The sequence below is a fragment of the Polynucleobacter sp. 35-46-11 genome (assembly GCF_002281105.1).
Window position 1 is genome coordinate 1 of record NZ_NCFJ01000744.1, and the last position, 1037, is coordinate 1037.

General features: G+C 49.1%; 2 protein-coding genes. One reads left to right on the top strand and one right to left on the bottom strand.

Annotation, left to right across the window (positions count from 1 at the left end):
* Positions 1 to 471: ribulose-phosphate 3-epimerase (locus B7Y67_RS19255; RefSeq protein ID WP_293600011.1), on the bottom strand; the 471-nt coding region annotated here is incomplete at its 3' end.
* A 49-nt stretch (positions 472 to 520) separates the two neighbouring features.
* On the opposite strand from B7Y67_RS19255, the gene apaG reads away from it, so the two are divergent.
* Complete coding sequence (gene apaG, locus B7Y67_RS19260) at positions 521 to 895, top strand: Co2+/Mg2+ efflux protein ApaG (RefSeq protein ID WP_015420328.1); 375 nt, start codon at positions 521 to 523, stop codon at positions 893 to 895.
* Positions 896 to 1037: the final 142 nt, after the last annotated feature.

Here is a 1037-nt window from a genome sequence, read left to right on the forward strand (position 1 = left end):
AAAGCCAGGATTCACAGACATTAGCAAAACGAGATCGAGTAGTTCTAGGGTGTGATCTAAGTGATGCAGTGGTGTTGCAGGATTTAACACTAGCCCTGCCTGGCATCCTTGGTCACGAATTAAATTAATAGTGCGATCCACATGAGGGCTCGCCTCTGGGTGAAAGCTAATGAGGTTTGCCCCAGCTTTTGCAAAATCAGGAATGAGGCGGTCGACAGGTTCAACCATTAAGTGAACGTCGATCATGGCTGGTTTGCCATTTTTTGTGGCGTGTGGACGAATTGCCTCGCAAACCAAAGGTCCAATAGTGAGGTTTGGAACGTAATGGTTGTCCATCACATCAAAGTGAATCCAGTCTGCTCCAGCCAAGAGAACATCTTGTACTTCTTTGCCCAGGCAAGCAAAGTCAGCCGACAAAATGGAGGGTGCGATGACAAACTGGCTATTTGAAGGTGATTTCTGGCTATCCATCCCTAGATTCTAGCTTGCAGTTGGCCTTAGGATGGAGCAGAATTCGAGCATGAATCCTCACGAAATCAGCATTACGGTAAAAACCCAGTATTTGCCCGACCAGTCTGACCCCGATAACCGCCAGTTTGCGTTCGCGTATACCGTCACTATTCGCAATACCGGTACGGCAAGTATTCAGCTCATTGCCCGTCATTGGTTTATTACTGATGGGGATAATGATGTTCAGGAGGTGCGTGGCCTGGGGGTTGTAGGGCAACAGCCACTTCTGCGGGCGGGTGAGCAGTTTGAATACACCAGCTGGGCAACTTTACCGACCCCGGCCGGCACGATGCGCGGAGAGTACTTCTGTGTGACCGAGGAGGCTCAGTTTTTCCAGGCCCCCATCCCCGAATTTGCCCTAGTGATGCCGAGAACCTTGCACTAGGCTCTCAAAAAACACTATTTTTTGCCCTTACCTGTCCAAAGGACAATAAAGAGCAGGAGAGCTAGAGCAATGCCCCCCTCCACAGCAAACAAGATCATGGGGTATTCATCGAGTAAATTGGCAATCATGATTTCTATATCCA

What these genes read in the sequence shown, in the direction of transcription:
- apaG (WP_015420328.1), top strand. Translation starts at nt 521, where the DNA reads ATGAATCCTCACGAAATCAGCATTACGGTAAAAACCCAGTATTTGCCC.